The organism is Microbulbifer rhizosphaerae (assembly GCF_014191725.1).
In the GTDB taxonomy this organism is placed as follows: Bacteria; Pseudomonadota; Gammaproteobacteria; order Pseudomonadales; family Cellvibrionaceae; genus Microbulbifer; species Microbulbifer rhizosphaerae.
In genome coordinates this window covers 1-16,878 of record NZ_JACHWZ010000029.1, presented here as the reverse complement: position 1 = coordinate 16,878, position 16,878 = coordinate 1, and the positions used below count along the sequence as shown (strand labels likewise).

Sequence of the window (16,878 nt, the reverse complement as noted above, 5' to 3'; positions counted from 1 at the left end):
CCGGGGGGGCCCCACGGCGCGTTCCCGCAAAGATTACGTCCGTTAGCCCCCCACCGCGGCGCCGCGGGGGTGGGCCGCTCTTTTTGTGTGGCGGGGCCCACCATCGATCGCGGCCAACGGCCGCTCCTACAGGGAAACACAAGTCTTCAATTTCACAAACCTGACATAATTCGGTCAATTCCGCGCAATACAAGCTTCGTACCTTGGCCCCATGCGAAGCTTACCTGTCACTCTGAAAAGCCTGGACGTGTCCCTGGTACTGCATATGGCGGAGCGGGCGATGCGGCCGGCGTCGCGCAAACGCTACCTGTGGCTGTCGAAATCCGCGGACGGCTGGCTCTACCTGATCTCCCCCCTGATCGTGGCGCTGGCCAGCACCGGGGCGGCTGCAGTCCAATTTTTCTACCTTTGCGGCACCGCCTACGCGGTGGAGCGCTCCCTCTATTGGACCATCAAGAACACCACACGGCGACGGCGCCCGCCCCAGGCGATTCCCGGCATGCGTTCGGTCATTGTCGCCCACGACCGCTTCAGCCTGCCCTCCGGACACACTTCCGGCGCCTTTCTGTTCATCACCCTGCTCTCCCAGGCCGGTAGTCCGCTGTGGCTGCTAGGCTATTTTTGGGCCGCGGGCGTGGGCACCTCGCGCGTGGGCCTGGGCGTACACTTTCCTACTGATGTCTGCGCCGGCGCCGCCCTTGGAACCAGCGTCGGCCTGCTAATTTGCGGAGCCTTTTTGTGAAAATACTCTATGGAGTGCAGGGGACCGGCAACGGCCACATCTCCCGCGCTCGCGCCATGGCTGGCGCATTGCAAAACCACCCGGACCTGGAAGTCCAATGGCTGTTTTCCGGCCGCAATCCCGACAAACTGTTCTGTATGGAAGCCTTCGGCGACTACTGGTGGCGCGAGGGCCTGACCTTCGTGCACCGCGAGGGTCAACTGGACGGCTTCGCCACCGCCAGGCAACTGCACCTGCGCCGGCTGCTGCGGGATATCCGCGAACTGCCGGTGGACGATTTCGACCTGGTGATCAGCGATTTCGAGCCGGTGACCGCCTGGGCCGCCAGGCGCAGGGGTAGACCCAGCCTGGGCCTGGGGCACCAATACGCATTCAATTTCCCGATCCCAGCGCCGCGCTATCGGTGGCTGCCGCGGGCGGTTATGCGCGCCTTCGCACCGGTGCATAGCAGTCTGGGCATGCACTGGTACCACTTCGGCCACCCGATACTGCCGCCCATCGCCCAGCCCCACGGGCTGCCCGGGAGCGGCGGGCATATCCTGGTGTACCTGCCCTTCGAACACCATGGCCCGATGCTCGGGGAACTGGCACAGCTGCCGGAGCGGTTTATCGTTTACGGCGCCCCGGTGGACCTGCCCGCGGCGGAGAATATCCAACTCAAGGCCCCCTCCACAGATGGCTTTCAACAGGACCTGGCCGATGCGCACGCGGTGATCTGCAACGCCGGTTTCGAGCTGATTGCGGAAACCCTGGCCCTGGGCAAGCCCATCCTGACCCGCCCCTTGGCCGGCCAGTTCGAGCAGGAGGCCAACGCCTGCGCGCTGAGCGAGCTCCAACTGGCCCGGGTGGTGGAGCGGGTGGACGCCGCTGCGATTCGCGACTGGCTGGACAACGATCCCGCCGGGGTGCGCATCCAGTGGCCGGATGTGGCCGGCGAGATAGTGCGCTGGATCGCCGACGGCCGCCGCCAGACACCCGCAGAACTGGCCAACAGCCTGTGGGAACAGGTGGTGCCGGGACGCGGCGGCAGTGCTGTGGAGTCCGCGGGGGCCGCTGCTGAGTAAAGGCCGGAGACTTCCCATAGGGTGGATGCGCCGCGCGCCGCCCTGTGGGAAAACCAAACCGGGCAGCGCTCAGAGACTGCGCAGATACTGCCCCGGCGTCACCCCGAGATACCGCTTGAAGTGTGCGGCGAAGTGGCTCTGGTGGGAGAAACCGCAGAGCGCCGCCACCTCCACCTGCGGCAGGCCCGCCTCCAGCATTTCCCGCCCGCGCTGTACCCGCACCTTGTTCACATACTGATGCGGGGTCAGCCCGGTGCTCAGCTTGAACATGCGCGCGAAATGGTAGCGGCTGAGGCCGGCGGCCTGTGCCAGTTGATCCAGTTGCAGCTCGCCGCCGAAATTCGCCTGGATATAGTCCCGCGCGCGGCTGAGCTGGCGGCCGCTCAGGCCGCCTTTCAGGGGTCCGTTCGCCGAGCGCGGCTGCACAAAGCTGCGGATCAGCTGCCCCATCAGTTGGTAAGTACCCTGCTGCAATTGCAGGCGTTCGCCACCCTCCACCCACGGGGTCTGCAGTAGCGCTTTGCAAGCGGCATTGATTCGCGGGTGCTCGAAGAAAGTCAGGTCGGGAATCTCCACCCGACGCGGGTCGCAGTCGAAGGACTCCAGGGCGAAGTGCCTTAAGCCGGCGTCGGAAATATACAGGTGGATAAATTCCTGGTATTGGCCCACTTCCCAAACGGAATCACTGGTAGCCGGCATCAGGCAGAGTTTCCCGGGCGCACCGAAGCCGTGTTCCGCGTCCAGCCGCCGGGTGCGGTAGCCGCCGCGCAGGTACAGACTGAGGGTGTGATGTGCCACCTGGTGGTAGGCCACGCGGACTTCGCGGTTACCCCACAGAGCCAGGGACAGATCCCGATTCAGGACACAGTGATTCAGGCGGCGGGCGCCGGCGCCATCCAGTGTCTCGCTAACGGTGGTTGTCACTGCTCTGCTCATAGGGGCCAAGCTACTGTGAAAAGCGCCCCCGGACAATTCCCCGCCGATAAAAACCGCAAGAATCTGCTAAGCGCCGCAATATCCTGCGCGATTCCCCAGGCGCCCCTCCCTATGCTGCCCATCCATTCGCAGTATCACGGAGTCACCCATGAACCTGTTCCTCTACACCAGCACGGTATTGCTCTGGGGCACCACCTGGATCGCCATTCACTTCCAGATGGGAGAGGTACCGGTGCTGGTCTCGGCGTTTTACCGCTTCGCGATCGCCGGCCTGCTGTTCCTGCCTGCGCTCATGCTGCTGCGCGGGGTGCAGAAAACCACGCTGCGGGATCACGGCTTCTTTGTGCTGCAGGGCGGCTGTCTTTTCTCGCTGAATTTTATCTGTTTCTATACTGCCAGCCAGTACATCGTCAGCGGGTTGATTTCGGTGGTATTTTCCGCGGCGGTGCTGTTCAACGCACTGAACAGCCGGCTGCTGTGGGGAGAGCGCGCCGAGCGCGGTGTCTACCTGGCCGCGGCACTGGGTATCGCCGGCCTGATATCGCTGTTCTGGGACAGTATCGCCGGCGGCAACTTCGATAGGACCGCCGCCTTGGGGCTGGGCCTGTCGGTGCTGGGCACCTACTTTTTCTCCCTGGGCAATATGGTTTCGGTGCGGCACGCCAGGAGGGGACTCAAACCCTGGACCTGCAACGCCTACGCGATGAACTACGGCGCATTGATACTGCTCGCCTGCATTGTGGCCAGCGGCACCTCCTGGAAGCTGGACACCAGCCCACTCTATCTGGGCAGCCTGCTCTACCTGGCAATCCCCGGCTCGATCCTGGGCTTCACCGCCTACCTGAGCCTGGTGGGCCGCATCGGCGCTAACCGCGCCGCCTATGCGACGGTGCTGTTCCCGATAGTGGCGCTGAGCTTCTCCGCCTGGTTCGAGGGCTATCAGTGGACCGCGTTGAGTTTTGGCGGGCTGTTTCTGGTGCTGCTGGGGAACACGGTTTCGCTGGGTGGGCTGAGAGTGATCGGACAGTGGCGCTTGCGGTTTGAGCGGGAAAAAATCCCCCTGTAGGAGCCGCCGTTGGCCGCGATCGGCCTCGCTTCGTAGTGAAAGCCGATCGCGGCCAGCGGCGGATGGCCGCCCCGCCGCTCCTACAAAATCACCTCGATTTCGGTGCCGCCTTCGCGTAGGGATTTCGCGGAAATCTCCCCCTGGTAGCTCTCGACAATATCCATCACCACCGCCAAGCCAATGCCCTGCCCCGGCTGCTGCTGGTCGGCGCGCACGCCGCGCCGGGTGACCTGCTGCCACTGCTCCTCGTCGATACCAGGGCCGTTGTCGGCGACGCGGAGCTGCAATCGGCGCCCATCGTCGTCGTTGCGGATATCCACGTCCAGCTTGCCGGCACCGTACTTGTAGCCGTTGTCCAGCAGGTTGCCGAGGAGTTCCATCAGGTCGCCCTCGTCACCGTAGAACAGCGTATCCTCGCTGCACTGCAACTGCACTTCCGCGGGTTTTTCGCGATAGACTTTTTCCAGCGCGTCGAGAATTTTCCCCACCAGCGGTGCCACAGGCACACCGCGCAAAATAGATTTTGGCGAACTGGTCACCGCGCGCTGCAGCTGGTAGCTGATAATGCTGTCCATACGCTGCACCTGCTCGATCAGGCCGGTGTAGGCGGCGCGCGGATCGCGGGAAAAATTCAACCCCTTCATCACCGCCAGCGGAGTTTTCAGACTGTGGGCAAGGTCCGCCAGAGTGTGCCGGGTCTTTTCCCGCTGGCGGCGCTCGTTTTCAATCAGCAGGTTGAGGTTGTCGGTCAGGGGTTTGAGCTCGCGGGGGAAATCCCCCTGCAGGGTGTCGCTCCCCCCCTGCTGCATTCTGTGCAGCGCAGCCGCCACCGAGCGCAGCGGCGCCAGACCCCAGCGCAATACCAGCCACTGCAGCAATACCAGCAGCAGCGCCCCCAGACCCAGCCAGCGCCAGATGGTGGAGCGGAACTGCTCCACCTGCGCCGCCAGCGGCGCCGCGTCTTCCAGCACCACAAAGGTAAACCGCTGTTCGTTGTCCAGCCCCCAGGCCACGCCCTGGAGAAAACTGCTGTACTGGACATCCTCCACCCCCTGCAATTCCAGGCGGGTGTATACCTCGCGTCCCTGGGGCAGCGATCTGCTGGGCAGTTGCGGCAGAGTAAGGGCCGAGGCGGAGCGCCAGATTACCCGGCCCTGCTCATCGATCACCGCGCCGATCAGGCCGGAGTCCGGCTGGTTGAAACGCTCCTCCGGCAGCACCGGGGGAAATCTCAAACCGCCGTCGTCCGGCTCCGCCACCGCCAGCAGGGTGTACACATGCAGCTGGAGTTCCCGAGCCTTGGCCTCGTCCAGGGAGCTGCGATAGGCGTGCTCCAGCACCCCGGAGATCAGCACCAGGAACACCAGCAGCATTAAAGTGGTGACGAGAGTCAGGCGACCTTTGAGGGAGTGGAGCCAGGAGGAGAGCACGCGGTAAACGTCCCGCTATTCCGGTATCAGGAAACGGTAGCCGCGCCCGCGCAGGGTTTCGATAGGCTTGATCTGCCCGGCAGCGTCGAACTTCTTGCGCAGGCGGCCGATAAACACCTCGATCACATTGCTGTCGCGGTCGCAGTCCTGTTCGTAGATATGTTCGGTGAGAACGGTTTTGGATACCACTTCGTCCGGGTGCAGCATCAGGTATTCCAGTACCTTGTACTCATAGGAAGTGAGATCGAGCTCTTTGTCATTGACCGTCACCCGCTGGGCGCTGGTGTCCAACACAATGGGGCCGGCCTTGATCGTCGGAGAGGAAAAGCCGGCGGAGCGGCGCACCAGCGCATTGAGGCGCGCCAGCAGTTCCTCGGTGTGGAAGGGTTTTACCAGGTAGTCGTCGCCACCCGCCTCCAGGCCGCGCACCCGCTCCTGCCAGTGACCGCGGGCGGTGAGGATCAGGATGGGAAAGTGCCTGCCCTCTCCGCGCAGGGTCTCGATCACCTGGATGCCGTCCAGCTTGGGCAGGCCCAGATCCAACACAGCGATGTCGTAGGGGTACTCGCGGCCCAGATAGAGCGCCTCCTCTCCGTCCGGCGCCTCATCCACGGTGTAGCCCGCTTCGCGCAGGGAGGCGGCCAGTTGTTGGCGCAGTACCTGTTCGTCTTCTACCAGCAGTGCCCGCATCGCTGTCTACCTCGCCTGTTTAGCGTGAAATACGCCCACTCTGTTTATCCACATAGACCACATACACCTGGCTCTTGTCGGACAGGCCCTTGATGCGGTACAGGCTGCGGCCACCTTTCTGTACTTCGGAAATCGCCAGTATCTTGCCACCGTAGCGGCGCTTGACTATTTCCGCCGCCTGGTCGCGGGAAATACTGTTACTTTGCACCCGGAGGAACTCCGCTTGATACCGAACGGAGCCATCTATCAGTTCCACATGCAGTTCCGCATGCAGCGGTGCAGCGGAGAGACTGAGTAACAATGCCAACACAACAGAAGTTGGCCGAAGTGCAACGCTAACTGATTTCACGATAGTGCTCCTGTAACAACCGCTTTCCTACGCCTCCCTGTCAAAAAGCCGGGGCTACGTCGACGCGAACCCGGATTCTATCGCCGGGATGGCGGTCAGTGCGAGTCATATAGTGGCGACCATTATAGCGGTAGCGCACGTCGTAGCCGACCAGTTCGCGGCGGGTAGTGTATTCATCCACCACTTGGCAGCGCTGTTCGATGGCATATTGCGTAGGCGCGCTGGCACGACTGATCTCGTTGCCCAGCAGGGCACCGACCGCGGCACCCGCCACGGTGGAGGCGCCGCGGCTGTGATGGTAGTAGTGGCGCCCGCGGTGGCCGTGCCCGCCGGCCTTGTTGCCTATGGCGGCCCCTATCAGGCCACCGATCACCGCACCGGCGGGAGAGCCGGGCTGCCGGTAGGCCACCTGCTCGTCCCAGCAGCGGGTGCGGGGTTCGCGCACCTGGATGTCGGTGTACACCGGGGTGACGTCGGTGACCCGGGCGTAATCGTAGGAATCGCCATAATCGCCGGGGTAGTATCCATAGTCGCCGGCAGCGGCGGTCGTGCTGAAGCCCACGAGGCCGGCCACCAGGCCGGCAAACAGGAGGTTTTTGCGGATTTGCATGATGGTTCTCCCTTTGTTCGATGGGAGCACTCTAGTGGGGGGTGACTGAATTGAAGCTGAATCCGGGCAAGCTATGGTCGAGATGAGAAGGCCCTGATACCGGTGGCTGTTGCACGACCGTCACCGCCATGGATGGCCGTGGTCAGCTACAGGGACGTATTCACAGCGTGTCCTGCAAACAGACCGGTAGCAGGGCCGCCCCCCGGCGACGAAGTGAAATCGATCGCGGCCATGGGCTGCTCCCGGCCGGACCGCTCCCGGCCGGACCGCTCCCGGCCGGACCGCTCCTACAAAGCCTCCGGCCCCGGCACCTCCTCCCCCAACCAGCGCTGCGTCAGCGTGCCCGCGGTCATGGCCCCGTTGACGTTCAGCGCGGTTCGCGCCATATCGATCAGCGGCTCAACCGAGATCAGCAGCGCGGCGATGGTCACCGGCAGTCCCATGGCCGGCAGCACCACCAGCGCGGCGAAAGTGGCCCCGCCGCCGACCCCGGCGATACCAAAGGAGCTGATCACCACCACCGCCACCAGGGTGGCGAGCCAGACGGGATCGAGCACGTCGATTCCCATGGGCACCGCCACCATCACCGCCAGCATCGCCGGGTAGATACCGGCGCAGCCGTTCTGGCCGATGGTGGCGCCGAAGGAAGCGGAGAAGTTGGCGATCGCCGGCGAATTGCGCAGCTCGTCGATCTGGGTCTCCACGTTGAGGGGAATGGTCGCCGCGCTGGAACGGGAGCTGAAGGCGAACACCAGCACCGGCCACACCTTGGTGAAATAGTGCAGCGGACTGACGCCATTCACCAGCAATAACAGGCCGTGCACCACGAACATCAACGCAATGGCGGCAAAGGAGGCCAGTACAAAACTGAACAGGTTGAGGATGTCCGCCCAACTGGATTTTGCGATCAGCGCCGCCACCAACGCCATCACCCCGTAGGGAGTAAAGACCATCACCAGACGTACCAGCTTCATCACCCAGACCAAGGCCAGATGCACAAAATTCTCGATCTGCGCACCCTCTTCCGGGTGCTCCCTGCGCACGCCCAGCGCCGCCAGGCCGAGCAGCACCGCAAACACCACTACGGCAATCACCGAGGTATCGCGGCTGCCCGACAGGTCGGAGAAAATATTTCTGGGAACAAAGGAAATCAGGATTTCGGGAATTGACAGGCCGCTCACCTGCCCCATGCGCTGGCTTAGCACTTCCACCCGCGCCGCCTCGCGCGCGCCCTCCACCAAGCCGGTTGCGGAAAGGCCGAACAGCTGCGCCATCAGCACGCCAACGAGTGCCGCCACCGCGGTGGTGCCCAATAGCACTGCCAGCACCGACACGCTGATCTTGCCCAGGGCCTGGGTGTTGCTCACTCTGACCACCGCGCCGAGGATGGAGATCAGCACCAGAGGCATCACCAGCAGGTGCAGCAGATTCACATAGCCATCCCCCAACACCCCGATCCACGGCAGCACTTCCGCGGGATCGGCGCCCCAGCGCCGCGCCAGTTGCAACAGGCCGCCGAAGGCCACACCGAGCAGCAGCCCGGCAAACACCGCCGGCGCCAGCCTCTCGTGGCGACGATGCCAGCGAAACAGCGGCCACAGGAGTGCGGCAAAGAACAGCAGCAGGGAAAACGAACTGAGTTGCATAAGGTGTGCGCCCGGGAAAATCGTCTCAGTGAGTCTGGAGAGCCAGGGCCTTCACCCGCCCTCCGCCGACAGGGAAGCCACCGTCGCGTGGAGACTCTTCTCCGTCTGCGGTCCGACCAGGGTCGCACGCCAGCGGTCATCGACGCCGATTACAAAGGTGCTGGGCAATACCGTCGGGCGCGCCTGTCCCCAGCGGGCCGCCGGGTCGGCGGACAGCACCGGAAATTCGATGCCGAGTTTTTTTATCTGCTTACGGGTGGCCTCCGCGGGCAGTTGGTCGTAATTCACTCCCAGCACCAGTACCCCCTCCGCCTCGCGGGCGAAGCGGTTGAGTTCGGGAATCTCCTCGCGACAGGGCGCGCACCACTCGGCCCAGTAGTTCACCAGCAGTACCCGGCCATCGGTCTCTATTTTATTACCATCAATGTCCGTCAGCGACTCCGTGCCGGAATCACACCCGCTTGTTGCGGCGACCAACCACAGCAAAGCCACCCGCAGAATCGCCGTCAGACTTTCCCTTGCCACTGCCTTTTCCACCCGTCTTTTTCGTCTCGCGCCCGGAACTCTGTTCCGGCTCGTTTTCTTTATCCAGTGCCGCGCGAAACAGCTCCCCGAGATCCAGTGCCAGGCGTTCGCTGGCAAACTCCTGCGACTCGGCGAAGCGCTTCTCCACCTCCCGGTACCAGGGCTGGTCGTGCAGCTCCCGATGGTTGTGCAGGGACGCCAGCGCCGGGTTCAACCATTCCACCAGCTCCATCAGCGAAGTGGAATCCAGGTCTCGCGACAGTACGTAATCGTTGCGCTCCGTCTGGGCGATCATTTTCCTGTCCTGCAGTATCTGCCGGATACGCCGCCACTGCGCGGGTTTGATCGCAGCACGGGAAATATCCTGGTCGCGCAGCGGCTGCCCCCCCTGGTATTTCTTGAAGAATTCCCACAGCAGTATCAGCGTGGCCACCACGTCGGAATATTTCCGGCCCTGGGCCGCCGCATGGTACGCGGACAGGGTCCGCACCAGCACGCAGCCCGCCAGTACAATCATCCACATCAGGTAAACCCAGATCAGAAACAGCGGCACAAAAGCAAATGCACCGTAAACCGCCTGCACCGAACTGCGCGCGACCATAATCCCAAACAGATTCTTCGCCACCTCAAAAGCAAAGGCGGTGACTACCCCGCCCACCAGACCATGGCGCAACGGCACGCGGCAGTTGGGCACGGCGACGAACAGCAGGGTAAAGGCGGTGGCAGTAAAGATCCACGGCAGCACTCCCAGCACAATGGGCATCACGCCCAGGCCATCGTCCTCCGGCGAAAATATTTTTTGCGAAAACAGATAAGTGGAGGCAGCCAATCCCGCGCCCAACAGGATCGGGCCCATACTGAGGATGGCCCAGTAGAGCAGGAAGCTGGAAACCCCGCGCCGGCCCCGGGGAATATCCCAGATGGAATTGAAGGTCACCTCGATATTGCGCAGCATCAGCCCCGCGGTTATCAGCAGGATAGCGACACCAACGCCGGTAAGCCGCTGGGCCTGGGTGGAGAAGTTGCTGATGTACTCCTGCACCTCGCGCCCACTCTCCGGCACGAAGTGCTCGAATATCTGCGCCTGCAGCCGGCTCTCCAGCCCGGCGAAATCCGGAAACAGCGACAGCATGGCATAGCTCACGGTGACCAGCGGCACTATGGCGAACAGGGTCATGTAAGTGAGCGCGGCGGCGTGCTGGCGGCAGTTCTTTTCGTTGAACAACGTCCACAGGGAGGTGAGGAAGCGTCGCCAGCGGTGAATGGATTCCGTCATTATTTTTCCGTCATTGGATGTAAGAGCACAAGTACTCACTTTCGGGTCCGGGACCGAAAAGAATACCGAAACCTAATGCGAAGGCCCTGTGCCGGCGGCCGTTTGTGAAACATCTGCCGATCAGACTGTGGAACAAACGGCCGCCGGCAGCAGGGCCGCCACTGACCTCGCTTACAGGCCGAGGAGTGCCGCAGGCTCTACTATGCGAGGCTCAGACTCTTAGTAAGAGTCTGCACACTCGGTTAGAATACGCCAAACCTTAGCAGGATACCGCCTCAATGTGGACGATTTATCATAACCCCCGCTGTTCAAAATCCCGTCAGACCCTGCAACTGCTGCAGGACAAAGGGGTCGATCCGGAAGTGGTGCTCTACCTGGAGACGCCGCCGGACAGGAAGACCCTCGCCGTTCTGCTGCAAAAACTCGGCATCCCCGCCCGCGACCTGCTGCGCACCGGAGAGGACGAGTACAAGGCCCTGCAGCTAAAAGACCCCGCACTGGGTGAAGAGCAATTGCTCGACGCCATGACTCAACATCCCAAGCTGATCCAGCGCCCCATCGTAGTCAAAGGTGACAGGGCGGTGCTCGGCCGGCCGCCGGAAAACGTGCTGGAGCTGCTCTGATGTCCCAGACGGAGCAATCGGAAGCCTACATCCTTATCCTCTATTACAGCCGCAACGGCGCCACCGCGAGAATGGCTGCGGAGCTGGCTCGCGGAGTGGAATCCTCCGGTATGGTCGCGCGCCAGCGCACAGTACCGAGGGTCTCCCCGGATACCGAGGCCAGCCTGCCACCGGTCCCCAACGAGGGCGCCCCCTATTGCACCGCAGAGGAGCTGCGCAACTGCGCCGGCCTGCTGCTGGGCAGTCCCACCCGTTTCGGCAATATGGCCGCGCCGCTGCGACACTTCCTCGACCAGACCGGCGACATGTGGCTGGACGGCAGCCTGGCGGGCAAACCCGCCGCGGTGTTCACTTCCACCGGCAGCCTGCACGGCGGCCAGGAGAGCACCCTTATCTCCATGATGCTGCCGCTGCTGCACCACGGCATGCTGATCGCCGGTATCCCCTACTCCGAGGCGGACCTGACGCATACAAAGAGCGGTGGCACTCCCTACGGGGCCTCCCACTGGGCGGGCCGCAGCGGTGGTGAACTGAGCGCCGAAGAGCAGTCCCTGTGCCGCGCCCTGGGTGCGCGCATCGGTACTCTTGCCAGTCAATTGCGGAGCCGGATGTGACCCCCCTGAAACACAAACTGCAATTCGCCAAATGCCTGAACTGGATCTGCTACCTGGGCCTGCTGCTATTGTTTGTGGTGTGGAACCTGTTCCTGCCCGGCGGCTCGGTCAAATGGTGGATACTGCAGACACTGCCTCTCCTGCTGGTACTGCCGGGGCTGCTGAAAGGGCACTATCGCAGCTACCTGTGGCTCTGCTTTATCCTCTTGCTGTATATCACTGCCAGTATTGTCGACGTAATGATGCCCGGGCGCGGCTGGCAGCATGGCGTACTATTGCTGTTGAGCTTTACCCTGTTTATCTCCGCGATGATGACCAGCCGCTGGCAACGAATACGCTATTAACCGGAGGGTTAATAGCTGTTTGAAAAGCGAATGTAGACCCTGCACAAGGAGCACCGAGGTTTGACTGAAGCAACCCATCACAAAGGATTTACCCGCAGATTTTTTGGCGCCATCGGCGGGGCCATCACCTGGCTTCGCCGGGTGTTCACCAACCTGTTGTTCCTGCTGCTATTGCTGTTTATCGGCGTTCTCATCTTCGGCAAGGAAGAGCAACTGGTTATCCCCCAGGGCGCCGCCCTGCGCGTAGCGCCAAGCGGTTACCTGGTGGACGAACTCTCCCAGCCCTCCAGTCTGCCGGCGTTCTTCGGCGGCCCCCAGGCACCCGCGGAAACCCGGGTCAAGGACCTGGTGGATGCCATCGACAGCGCCGCCAAGGACAAGCGTATCTCCTCCCTGGTGCTGGAGCTGGACAGCCTGGTGGGCGCCAGCCTGAGCAAGCTGGAGGAGGTAGGCGGGGCGCTGCAGCGCTTCAAGGCTGCGGACAAGCCCCTTTACGCGGTCGGCGACAATTACACCCAGGCCCAGTATTTCCTCGCCAGCCACGCCGACACGGTCTACCTAAACCCCATGGGCTCGGTGCTGCTCACCGGTTTCGGTGCCTACCGCAACTACTTCAAAAGCGCGCTGGACAAGCTGAAAATCAATTTCCACGTCTTCCGCGTGGGCGACTACAAGGACTTTATCGAGCCCTACACCCGCGACGACATGTCCCCCGCCTCCCGCGAAAACAACCAGCGCTGGCTGCACGAACTCTGGGGTGAATACACGGAACAGGTCACCGGCCTGCGCAACCTGCCGCCGGAGGCCGTGGACACCTTTATCGAGCAGTTGCCGCAGAACCTGAAAGAACACGACGGCAGCTGGGCCGAGGCCGCCCTGGCGTATAAATTTGTCGACCAGTTGGCCAGCCGCCGCATCGTCATCGAGGAACTCAAGGAAACTATCGGCGCCAACGACGACAAGCAGAGCTACAAATCCATCGACGCCCTCGCCTATCTGCGCAGCCAGAAACTCACTCATATCCCAACATCCGAAGCCCCAAAGGTTGGCTTGATCTCCGCCAGCGGAACCATCGTCGACGGCGAGGCACCGGTGGGCCAGATCGGCAGCGAGAGCCTGGGCCAGTTGATCCGCAAGGCTCGGGAAAATAAAGTCAAAGCCCTGGTACTGCGCATCGACAGCGGCGGCGGCTCCGCGTTCGCTTCGGAAGCCATCCGCCAGGAACTGCTCGCCACCCGCGCCGAGGACATTCCGGTGGTGGTCTCCATGGGCAGCGTGGCCGCCTCCGGCGGCTACTGGATCGCCACCGGCGGCGATCGTATCTGGGCTTCTCCCTCCACCATCACCGGCTCCATCGGCGTGTTCGGCGCCTTTCCCACCTTTGAAGATGCCCTGGAATCCCTGGGTATCTACAACGACGGCGTCGGCACCTCCGACCTGGCCGGTACCATGCGCATCGACCGACCACTGCCACCCGCCGCCGCCAGTGTGCTGCAGCAGGGGGTCGAGAACACCTACGCGCGTTTCCTGCGCATTGTCGCCGAGGCCCGTGGCAGCACGCCGGAGGAAGTCCACAAGATCGCCCAGGGCCAGGTATGGACCGGCCGCGCCGCGCAACAGCTGGGGCTGGTGGACGAACTGGGCAACCTCAACGACGCCATCGCCGGCGCCGCGCAGCTGGCGGAAGTGGAGGATTATCAGTTGGTGGAAATCCGGCGCGAACTCTCCCCCGGCGAGAAACTCCTGCGCACCCTGGCGGAGAATGTCGACGCGCGCATCTCCGCCAGCATCGAGGCCAACCTGCCCCTGGGCGCTTGGCTGAATACCCTGCAGCCGGTGCTGACGCCGATTGCCGAGCTGCGCGAATACCGCGATCCGCGCGCGCTCTACGTGCGCTGCCTGGTCTGCCGTGCGCCCTGACGAGGTCGCGGAGCCGGACGAATCCGCCCTGGACAGGGTTTACCAGGAGTACGTCCGGCTCAACGCCACCTGCAACGACTATATCCAGCACGCCTTGGGCGATATCCGCCTGTTCGGCGCCATCGGCGGCCTCCTGGCCTGGGACCCGCTCGCGCGCCTGCTCGAACTGGACAGCCGCCTGCAGCAGCCGGTAACTCCGGTTGGCTTCCTGGTGCTGTTGCTGGTAATGACGCTGGTGATGTTTTTCGACTTGTTCAAGCAGTCGATTTTCTTCTTCCACCTGGCGCGCATGCGCGAACTGGAGCGGGTGCTGAACCGTGCCGTCAGTGGCGAAACGGAACTCTTCCATATCGCCGGCGGCTGGCCGGCCTGGTTTCGGCTCCACCACTCCCCCGTGGCCCGCATCTTCTGGAGCATCTTTTACCTACTGGTGGTGGTATTCCCCTCGACCATCCTCTATCTGCAGGACTATGCCGGCTGGCTCCCGGCCTACCTGGTCACCGCCTGCGTTCTGCTGTTCCTGCACGCGCGCTGTGCGCACAAGCTGCTGAACTCGCTGGAACAATAGTTTTATCCCGCAGGCCGGGTGAACGCCGTCCCAGTTTGCCCGACTGCCTCTCTTCACGCCCGCCCGAAGTGGTACTATCGCGACAATTCCCCGACCGCCGCCAAGGGCGCGACAGCAGTGAGGTAACCATGAAGAACCTGAGCACTTTCGCCGCGATTGTTTTTACCACCACCCTGGCCCTGCCAGCCCTGGCCGATCCGCCCGAGGGCCGGGGCTGGAAGAAGCACAAGCATGAGCGCCACGAGACCAAGGAGGAGTACTGGGACGGCAACTGCAAAGTGGAACGCAAGTGGGAGCGCAACGGCGATTACAAGGAAGAGCGCAAATGCAAGGGTGCCCATGAGTACGCCTACCGCGAGCCGGGTGCCCGGGTGGTTGTGGAGCTGCCCCCCTGGTTCGACCACCGAAGAGAAGAGCCGGTATACCAGCCGGACTGGCGCCCGGCCCCGCAACCGACCGCTACCCGCTGTAACAGCGCCCAGGTGGGGCGGGTACTGGGCGGCCTGATCGGCGGCGTGCTCGGCCACCAAATCGGCGATGGCCGCGGCAATACCGCGGCGACCATCGGCGGCGCCATCGCCGGCGTACTGATCGGCGGCGAGGTGGGCAAGCGAATGGACGCCCGCAACCAGGCCTGCGTGGCCCAGGCCCTCGAATTCGCCCCCAATGGCCAGCGCATCAGTTGGCAGGGTGAAAGTGGCGAGGAATACGCAGTGGTGCCCGGGGCGATAGAAAAGCGCGGCGACACCTATTGCCGCAGCTTCACCGCAGAGGTCCAAGGCGGCAACCGCAGCGACGGCACCGCCTGTCGCCGGGCGGACGGTACTTGGGTACGCAGCATCTGATCCAGGACGGCTCAGCTTAAAGATAGACAGCGAGCGCCCATGGCGCCCGCTGTTATTTCCACAAATATAATTATTCCCGCGGGAAGATTTATACCAGGGCAACCACCTGGCCTAATTTTGCCAGGACATCCGCAACCTTCTCCACCGTCTCAGCGGCCTTTTCAATCTTGGCCGCATCTTCCTCCAGCTCCCGCCTGGCCTCCTGCGCCCTGCTGGTCGACTCGCGCAACGCAGACATTGCATCGCGGAACTCTTGAGAGCTTTCAGCGACCTGCTGCATGATCTCATCGTCCAGAAGCAGCAACAGTTCACTGCGCTTTGTCTGAAGGCCTGCGCGCACCCCGGCATCGGGGGTGATAACGATTAAATGGTTTATTTCGTCGCAGGCCTGGTTCAATTCCGCTATTAGTTGTAGTGACACTTTTTGTCTCCATTCCCTTTCTTTTATTGTTAAGCTTCCGTTGAAGATTTCACGTCCAGGCATTCGAGCAAGCCGTTATCATCCACAGCCAGATCCCGGCAGTTCGCCAACAACTCCTCGTAATCGTCGTAGTGCGAATCGAGCTCGCGCAATTCGCCAATCAGATAGGCAACCCGCTCAGTACTGAATTTGTCCTGCCGTAGTTTGCTGGCCAGTACGGCGTGGGATTTTTTGATCGCCCGCACACTCTTCTGGGCCTGCTGCACCAGCAACTTGGAGTAACTCGCCGACTCCTGCAGCTCGAGAAAGCGGCGGATTTCCGTCCGGCGCCACTCCGCGGAAGCCTCCCGGTGGGGATGGAAGTTAAATGCCTCCATTTCATTGGCCAGTATTGCCTTCCTGAAAGTCTGGATCCCTACGGCCATAGGGCTGGAATCCAGTGCGCTATCTATTTCATCGCAAATGGCCTGGACATAGGGGTCCGCATCCAGGATCAGCTCCTTCAGCGCATCTTTGCGTTTGTTATTGATGTAGAGACTGGCCAGCATTGCGCTGTAACGCAGGTTTCTCGCCGCATCCTCCTGTTCAAACAGCACCTCCCCCTTCAACTCGCTGTAGCTGTTATTCAGCCCTACCAGCGCGGCATTGAAATCCGCGAACGCCAAATTTCAGATCTCGGGGTGGTGGTGGCAAGTTGTGAGAGCGCTTTGCCGTAAGCCCCCAGGTATTTGTTCGCCTGGGAAACAAAAGTGGTCTTCTTGAAGTCCCGCTCCGCAGAGGTAACCACCTGACTCAGGTTCCTCTGTGACAGCGGAGCTGTCACCAAGCCTAGCCTTTTCTGCTCCGCGGACAAGGGGCCTAGATGCCTCATCGCCAAAGTGGAAATCGCCTCCTCGTTCTTGGACTTGCGATACTCCCCGTATACGGCATCAATCCTCTCCACCAGCGAATCAACCGTCGCACCAAACTGGCTGATCTGTGTAGTCGGGGTGGATTCACAGACACCGAGCAAAACGGATATAAGCAGGGTGATATATAGTTTTTTCACAACACCTTCCTTAGAGTTTGTACATAATTATGGTTATAGTGTCCTGTATGGTACTAAATAGTGATGCCAGCGGGCCGCTAAGCGGCCAGATGCAAGGCGCACTTGCGCCGGCGTAGTCATTCTACGTCAAGCAAGTGCAACGCCGCAGATGGCTGCTTAGC

At 62.2% G+C, this 16,878-nt stretch carries 20 protein-coding genes; 9 read left to right on the top strand and 11 right to left on the bottom strand.

What is annotated here, in order from left to right; translation table 11 throughout:
- Window positions 1–211 precede the first annotated feature (211 nt).
- Window positions 212–742: a phosphatase PAP2 family protein gene (locus FHS09_RS20615; protein ID WP_183463472.1), complete on the top strand. Its 531-nt coding sequence runs from the start codon at window positions 212–214 to the stop codon at window positions 740–742.
- A complete protein-coding gene (locus FHS09_RS20610) occupies window positions 739–1,806 on the top strand; it encodes an MJ1255/VC2487 family glycosyltransferase (protein ID WP_183463470.1) in 1,068 nt (355 codons plus the stop codon). The genes FHS09_RS20615 and FHS09_RS20610 overlap by 4 nt, the downstream gene beginning before the upstream one ends.
- Window positions 1,807–1,875: 69 nt before the next feature.
- On the opposite strand, the gene FHS09_RS23310 is transcribed toward FHS09_RS20610, so the two are convergent.
- A complete protein-coding gene (locus FHS09_RS23310) occupies window positions 1,876–2,730 on the bottom strand; it encodes a helix-turn-helix domain-containing protein (protein WP_183463468.1) in 855 nt (284 codons plus the stop codon).
- 160 nt (window positions 2,731–2,890) lie between these two features.
- Here FHS09_RS23310 and FHS09_RS20600 point away from each other — a divergent pair, with 160 nt between their 5' ends.
- Complete coding sequence (locus FHS09_RS20600; protein ID WP_183463466.1) at window positions 2,891–3,808, top strand: DMT family transporter; 918 nt, start codon at window positions 2,891–2,893, stop codon at window positions 3,806–3,808.
- 80 nt (window positions 3,809–3,888) lie between these two features.
- Here FHS09_RS20600 and FHS09_RS20595 read toward each other — a convergent pair whose 3' ends face one another.
- The 7 genes from FHS09_RS20595 to FHS09_RS20565 all read right to left on the bottom strand — a co-directional run bounded on the left by FHS09_RS20595 (window position 3,889) and on the right by FHS09_RS20565 (window position 10,334).
- A complete protein-coding gene (locus FHS09_RS20595; RefSeq protein WP_343057535.1) occupies window positions 3,889–5,238 on the bottom strand; it encodes an ATP-binding protein in 1,350 nt (449 codons plus the stop codon).
- 15 nt (window positions 5,239–5,253) lie between these two features.
- Window positions 5,254–5,928, bottom strand: coding sequence for a response regulator transcription factor (locus tag FHS09_RS20590; RefSeq protein WP_183463464.1), 675 nt, complete (start codon window positions 5,926–5,928; stop codon window positions 5,254–5,256).
- A gap of 19 nt (window positions 5,929–5,947) precedes the next feature.
- The gene (locus FHS09_RS20585; RefSeq protein WP_183463463.1) at window positions 5,948–6,277 is read right to left on the bottom strand and encodes a PepSY domain-containing protein; all 330 of its coding nucleotides are present in this window, start codon (window positions 6,275–6,277) and stop codon (window positions 5,948–5,950) included.
- Between the two features lie 40 nt (window positions 6,278–6,317).
- The gene (locus FHS09_RS20580; RefSeq protein WP_183463461.1) at window positions 6,318–6,887 is read right to left on the bottom strand and encodes a glycine zipper 2TM domain-containing protein; all 570 of its coding nucleotides are present in this window, start codon (window positions 6,885–6,887) and stop codon (window positions 6,318–6,320) included.
- Window positions 6,888–7,174: 287 nt separating this feature from the next.
- The gene (locus tag FHS09_RS20575) at window positions 7,175–8,533 is read right to left on the bottom strand and encodes an L-cystine transporter (RefSeq protein WP_183463460.1); all 1,359 of its coding nucleotides are present in this window, start codon (window positions 8,531–8,533) and stop codon (window positions 7,175–7,177) included.
- Between the two features lie 51 nt (window positions 8,534–8,584).
- A complete protein-coding gene (locus tag FHS09_RS20570; RefSeq protein WP_221192164.1) occupies window positions 8,585–9,058 on the bottom strand; it encodes a redoxin domain-containing protein in 474 nt (157 codons plus the stop codon).
- Window positions 8,985–10,334, bottom strand: a complete 1,350-nt coding sequence (locus tag FHS09_RS20565; RefSeq protein WP_183463456.1) for a YihY family inner membrane protein — start codon at window positions 10,332–10,334, stop codon at window positions 8,985–8,987. The genes FHS09_RS20570 and FHS09_RS20565 overlap by 74 nt, the downstream gene beginning before the upstream one ends.
- A 278-nt stretch (window positions 10,335–10,612) precedes the next feature.
- Between FHS09_RS20565 and arsC the strand changes: the two genes are divergently transcribed.
- From arsC to FHS09_RS20535, 6 genes are all read left to right on the top strand, one after another.
- Entirely contained in the window at window positions 10,613–10,957 is a 345-nt protein-coding gene (gene arsC, locus FHS09_RS20560) for an arsenate reductase (glutaredoxin) (RefSeq protein WP_183463454.1), read from the top strand.
- A complete protein-coding gene (gene wrbA, locus FHS09_RS20555; RefSeq protein WP_183463452.1) occupies window positions 10,957–11,571 on the top strand; it encodes an NAD(P)H:quinone oxidoreductase in 615 nt (204 codons plus the stop codon). The genes arsC and wrbA overlap by 1 nt, the downstream gene beginning before the upstream one ends.
- Window positions 11,568–11,915, top strand: coding sequence for a DUF2069 domain-containing protein (locus tag FHS09_RS20550; protein ID WP_343057534.1), 348 nt, complete (start codon window positions 11,568–11,570; stop codon window positions 11,913–11,915). The genes wrbA and FHS09_RS20550 overlap by 4 nt, the downstream gene beginning before the upstream one ends.
- A 60-nt stretch (window positions 11,916–11,975) precedes the next feature.
- A complete protein-coding gene (gene sppA, locus FHS09_RS20545; protein WP_183463450.1) occupies window positions 11,976–13,835 on the top strand; it encodes a signal peptide peptidase SppA in 1,860 nt (619 codons plus the stop codon).
- Window positions 13,825–14,403 carry a hypothetical protein gene (locus FHS09_RS20540; protein WP_183463448.1) on the top strand — a complete coding sequence of 193 codons (579 nt, stop codon included), beginning with the start codon at window positions 13,825–13,827 and terminating at the stop codon, window positions 14,401–14,403. The genes sppA and FHS09_RS20540 overlap by 11 nt, the downstream gene beginning before the upstream one ends.
- A gap of 128 nt (window positions 14,404–14,531) precedes the next feature.
- Window positions 14,532–15,248 carry a glycine zipper 2TM domain-containing protein gene (locus FHS09_RS20535; RefSeq protein ID WP_183463446.1) on the top strand — a complete coding sequence of 239 codons (717 nt, stop codon included), beginning with the start codon at window positions 14,532–14,534 and terminating at the stop codon, window positions 15,246–15,248.
- An 88-nt stretch (window positions 15,249–15,336) separates the two neighbouring features.
- Here the strand turns inward: FHS09_RS20535 and FHS09_RS20530 are convergent, their stop codons facing one another.
- Genes FHS09_RS20530 through FHS09_RS20520 form a run of 3 tightly spaced genes read right to left on the bottom strand, consistent with a single transcriptional unit; the run spans window position 15,337 to window position 16,717 of the window.
- Window positions 15,337–15,669 (bottom strand): hypothetical protein, encoded by a 333-nt coding sequence (locus FHS09_RS20530; protein ID WP_183463444.1) that lies wholly within the window; start codon window positions 15,667–15,669, stop codon window positions 15,337–15,339.
- 29 nt (window positions 15,670–15,698) lie between these two features.
- Complete coding sequence (locus FHS09_RS20525; RefSeq protein ID WP_183463442.1) at window positions 15,699–16,334, bottom strand: hypothetical protein; 636 nt, start codon at window positions 16,332–16,334, stop codon at window positions 15,699–15,701.
- Window positions 16,301–16,717 (bottom strand): hypothetical protein, encoded by a 417-nt coding sequence (locus tag FHS09_RS20520; RefSeq protein WP_183463440.1) that lies wholly within the window; start codon window positions 16,715–16,717, stop codon window positions 16,301–16,303. The genes FHS09_RS20525 and FHS09_RS20520 overlap by 34 nt, the downstream gene beginning before the upstream one ends.
- Window positions 16,718–16,878: the final 161 nt, after the last annotated feature.